Source organism: Saccharothrix hoggarensis, assembly GCF_042678885.1.
Lineage (GTDB): Bacteria > Actinomycetota > Actinomycetes > Mycobacteriales > Pseudonocardiaceae > Actinosynnema > Actinosynnema hoggarensis.
Map to the genome: position 1 here is coordinate 1 of NZ_JBHTLK010000343.1, position 4848 is coordinate 4848.

Annotated in this window: 2 protein-coding genes and 1 pseudogene; 2 read left to right on the top strand and 1 reads right to left on the bottom strand. The window is 74.6% G+C overall.

Annotated features, from left to right (window positions below):
• Window positions 1–623, bottom strand: a pseudogene (locus ACFQ3T_RS34230) (cellulose-binding protein); the annotation flags it as partial.
• A 141-nt stretch (window positions 624–764) separates the two neighbouring features.
• Here ACFQ3T_RS34230 and ACFQ3T_RS34235 point away from each other — a divergent pair.
• Together ACFQ3T_RS34235 and ACFQ3T_RS34240 are read left to right on the top strand one after the other, a co-directional pair.
• The gene (locus ACFQ3T_RS34235) at window positions 765–2084 is read left to right on the top strand and encodes a glycosyltransferase family 4 protein (RefSeq protein ID WP_380729896.1); all 1320 of its coding nucleotides are present in this window, start codon (window positions 765–767) and stop codon (window positions 2082–2084) included.
• Window positions 2081–4192: an amylo-alpha-1,6-glucosidase gene (locus tag ACFQ3T_RS34240; protein WP_380729898.1), complete on the top strand. Its 2112-nt coding sequence runs from the start codon at window positions 2081–2083 to the stop codon at window positions 4190–4192. The genes ACFQ3T_RS34235 and ACFQ3T_RS34240 overlap by 4 nt, the downstream gene beginning before the upstream one ends.
• The last annotated feature ends 656 nt before the right edge of the window (window positions 4193–4848 follow it).

A 4848-nucleotide genomic window follows, 5' to 3' on the forward strand; every position in this document is an offset into this window, starting at 1 on the left:
GCCTCCTCCTCGGCCATCGCGGCCATCGCCTCGGCCCGTCGCGCGGCCATCGCGACCTCGAAGTCGGCCCGCACCTCCTCGCGCAGCGCCTCGGCCCGCGCGTCCAGCTCACGCCGCCGCTGCTCGGCCTCGCGCTCGGCCGCCACGACCTGCTCGCGGGCCCGTCGCATCAGCGCCCGGTGCTCGGCCTCCGCCTCCCGCCTGCGGACGTCGAGGTCGTCGACGAGCCGTTCGGACCGCTCCCGCAGCCGGGCGGCCGCGTGTTCCGCCGTGGCCCAGTGGTTCTCGGCGACGGCCCGCGCCCGCTCGGTGATCTCCGCGGCCTCGTCGTGCGCGAGTTCCACCATGCGGCGCAGGCGTTCCGTGAGCGCGTGGGGCTCGACGGGCGTGCGGCAGATCCGGTCGATGTGCTCCCGCAGCACGCGGATCTCGGCGCGCGCCGTCTCCAGCTGGCGGGCGAGGTCGTCGGCCCGCGCCACGGCGGCGTCGCGGTCGACCGCGAGCACACCCAGCTCGGCCTCGACGCCGTCCACGTAGTGCCGCACCTGGCCGCGGTCGTAACCGCGCCACACCACGTCGAAATCGGCCCGCAACGGCACCAGGTCCCCGTCCACCGCCGTCACCGCACATCCTTTCCTGGTACACCGGTTGTGATCGCCGCCATGTCCATCCGAGGGGTGTTGCGCTCCACCCACGATCTTTGTTAGCACTCTAGGGCGAAGAGTGCCAACCACGATCCGCTCGCCCGTTCGAGGAGGTCGTCCTTGAGCAGCCTGCCTTCCGCCGTCCCGTCCGCACGCCGCGCGATCGACCGCGCCGACGACCGGTTGCGCGTCGTGCTCGTCGCCCCGCCCTACTTCGACGTCCCGCCCAAGGCGTACGGCGGTGTGGAGGCCGTCGTGGCCGACCTCGCCGACGCCCTGGTCGCCCGCGGCCACGCGGTGACGTTGCTGGGCGCGGGGGAGGCCGGCACCAAGGCCCGGTTCGTCCCCGTCTGGGACCGCACGGTCCCCGAACGCCTCGGCGAGCCGTTCCCCGAGGTGGTCCACGCCGCCGCCGTCCGCCGCGAGGTCGAACGGCTGGTCGCCGCCGAAGGGGTGGACGTCGTGCACGACCACACCCTCGCCGGCCCGCTCAACGCGCCGGCGTTCGCGGCCCTGGGCGTGCCCACGGTGGCGACCGTGCACGGGCCCGTGGACACCGACATGCGCCGCTACTATCGCGAGCTGGGCGGCGACGTCGGCCTGGTCGCCATCAGCGACCGGCAGCGGGAGCTGGCGCCCGAGCTGAACTGGGTCGGCACGGTCCACAACGCGCTGCGCGTCGAGGACTGGCCGTTCCGGGAGCGCAAGGAGGACTACGCGCTGTTCCTCGGCCGCTTCCACCCGGACAAGGCGCCGCACCTGGCGCTGGAGGCCGCGCACGCCGCCGGCGTCCCGCTGGTGCTCGCGGGCAAGTGCGCCGAGCCCGTCGAGAAGGAGTACTTCGAGCGCGAGGTCCGGCCCCGGCTGACCGACCGCGACCACGTGTTCGGCGTCGCCGACGCGACCGAGAAGCGCAAGCTGCTCGCCGCCGCCCGGTGCCTGCTGTTCCCGATCCGCTGGGAGGAACCGTTCGGCATGGTGATGATCGAGGCGATGGCGTGCGGCACGCCGGTGGTGGCGTTGCGCGCGGGAGCGGTGCCGGAGGTCGTGGTGGACGGCGTCACCGGGTTGGTCCGCGACGACCCCGACGAGCTGGTGTCCGCGCTGCACGAGGTGCGCGACCTCGACCCGGCCGCGTGCCGGGCGCACGTCGCCGGGCACTTCGGCGTCGACGGGCTGGGCGCGGGCTACGAGGCCGCGTACCGGCAGGACCTCGCGCCCGACGGCGCGCTGACCGCGCTGCGCCGCGACTACGCCGCCCTCGACTCGGCCCTCGACCGGGTCTACGAGCGGAACGTGGACGCCCGCAACAGCCAGGCCCACAACGACCGCGCCCTGAACGGCCAGGCCCACAACGGCCACGCCCTGCACGGCGGCCACGCGCTGGACGGCGGCCGCGGCGTCGACGGCGCGCTGCACGCCTCCGGGGACCGCACGTGACCGCCGAACCGCCACCCGAGCCGTTCAACGCGGGCGAGCCCGCCATCACCGGCGGCACCACGACGTTGGTCGAGGGCAGCACGTTCTGCCTCTCCGGCGGCACCGGCGACATCGAGCCCGGCACCCCGCACGGCCTGTTCTACCGCGACGCGCGGGTGGTCTCGCGGTGGCAGCTGAGGCTGGACGGCCGCACGCCGCACGCGTTGTCGGTGTCGCACCCGGAGGCCTTCGCGGCCCGGTTCGTGCTGCGCCGCCCGCCGGCCCCCGGCATGGCCGACAGCACGCTCCTGCTGGTGCGGGAACGGCTGGTCGGCGACGGCATGCGCGAGACGATCACGGTCGACAACCTGGGCCGCGAGGCGACCGCGGTGCGGCTGGACCTGCACGTGGACGCCGACTTCGCCGACCTGTTCGCGGTCAAGGAAGGACGGGCCGCGCACGGCGGCTCGGACGCCACGGCCGCCGGGCCGGAACTCCTGCTGCGCGACCGCAAGGACGGCTCCCGCGGCGTCTCGTTCACGGCCACCGCCGAACCCGTCGTGGTGCCCGGCGCGTTGAGCTGGCAGGTGGTCGTGCCCGCGGGCGGGCGGTGGTCGACCGAGGTCGTCGTGCAGCCGACCATCGGCGGCCGGCAGGTCAAGCCCCAGTTCCACCGCGGCGAGCGGTTGGAGAGCAGCGGTCCGGCGCGCAAGATCCGGGCGTGGCGGGCGGCCAGCTCGCTCGTCACCGCGACCGACCCCGTGCTGACGCAGGTGTTGCGCCGCACGGAGAGCGACCTCGGCGCGTTGCTCATCCACGACCCGGCCCGCGACGGCAGGCCGTTCGTCGCGGCGGGCGCGCCGTGGTTCATGACCCTGTTCGGCCGCGACAGCCTGCTGACCGCGTGGATGGCGCTGCCGCTGGACGTCGGCCTCGCGCTCGGGACGTTGCAGACCCTCGCCGAGACCCAGGGCACCGCGGTCGACCCGCTGACCGAGGAGGAGCCGGGACGCGTCCTGCACGAGCTGCGCCTCGGCCCCGACAGCACGGCCGTCCTGGGCGGCAACCACTACTACGGCACGATCGACGCGACGCCGCTGTTCGTGATGCTGCTGGCGGAGTGCCGCCGGTGGGGCGCGGACGAGAACGTGGTGCGCTCGTTGCTGCCGGCCGCCGACGCCGCCATCGCGTGGATCGACCGGCACGGCGACCGCGACGGCGACGGGTTCGTGGAGTACCGGCGCGCCACCGACCGCGGCCTGGCGAACCAGGGCTGGAAGGACAGCTTCGACGGCGTCAACGACGCCTCGGGCCGGCAGGCGATCCCGCCGATCGCGCTGTGCGAGGTGCAGGGCTACGCCTACGCGGCGTTCCTGGCGCGCGCCGAGCTGGCCGAGGGGTTCGGCGACCGGACCGGCGCCGCCCGGCTGCGGGAGCGCGCCGAGAAGCTGCGGCAGCGGTTCGCCGAGTCGTTCTGGCTGCCCGACCGCGGGTGGTACGCCGTCGCGCTCGACGGCCGCAAGCAGCCCGTGGACGCGCTCACCAGCAACACCGCCCACTGCCTGTGGACGGGGATCGCGACCGACGAGCACGCGGCCGCGCTGATCCGGCGGCTGGCCGACCCCGACATGGACAGCGGGTACGGCCTGCGGACGCTGGCGTCGTCCATGGGCGCGTACAACCCCATGAGCTACCACAACGGGTCGGTGTGGCCGCACGACACGGCCATCGCCGTCGCGGGGTTGCTGCGCTACGCCCACCTGCCCGGCGCGGTCGAGCTGGCGCACCGGTTGGCGGACGGCCTGCTCGACGCGGCGGCGGCATTCGGCGGACGGCTGCCGGAGCTGTACTGCGGCTTCCCGCGCGCCGACTTCAGCCCGCCCGTGCCGTACCCGACGTCGTGCTCGCCGCAGGCGTGGGCGAGCGCGTCGCCGCTGCTGCTGGTGCGGTCGTTCCTCGGGCTGGAGCCGAACGTGCCGGAGCGGACCCTCACGACCCGGCCGCACGTGCCGGAGCGGTGGGGCGAGCTGACGCTGTCCGACCTCCGCCTCGGCCCGGTGACGGCCCGGATCAGCGCGACCGGCGACCAGGCCGTCGTGACGGGGTTGGCGGACGACTGGACCACCTGACGCGAACCGGACCGACCACTTGACACAGTCCACATCGGTGGCTATATCAGAAGTATCGGTCAGTGACCTGGTGACGTTGCCCGGGAGTGATCGAGGTGAACGGTAGGAGTGCGAGGCCCCGGCGGACCAGCCGGGTGAAGCGCTGCGAGAGGTCTCCTCCGGCCCGCCGGACCACAGTGGTCTGACGGCCGAAGGAGGTGACCGCGCTGCGGGGATCGGTTCGACGGCCTGCCCGCGGGTCCGAGTGCGACCCGGAGGCGTCGAACCCCGCTCGGTCGGTGGGTTGCCCGCCGGTCAGGTCGGCGTGCCCGGTCGAGTGGTCGAGCCGAGCGCCCGGCGTCTCGTGACGCGTCGAGGCGGGCGCCGCGAGCGGCGAGTCCCCCGATGGTGGTGTGAAGCGAATCCTGAACGTCGTATCCGTCCGCCCGCTGCGACCCTGGGTCGTGGCGGGCGCCGTCCTGTCCGCCAGCCGCACGGGAGGGTCAGCGTGATGAGCGTGGAGAAGCCGTGGAACGACGTGGCCGACCAGGTGCGCCCCGTCGAGCCGGAGACCGACGCCGGGATCGTGGACGAGGAGGCCGCGGTGGGACGCCCCGACGCCGCGCCCGAGCCGCCGGACGTGCCCGAGGCCGACCCGGCGGACGTCGCCGACCAGC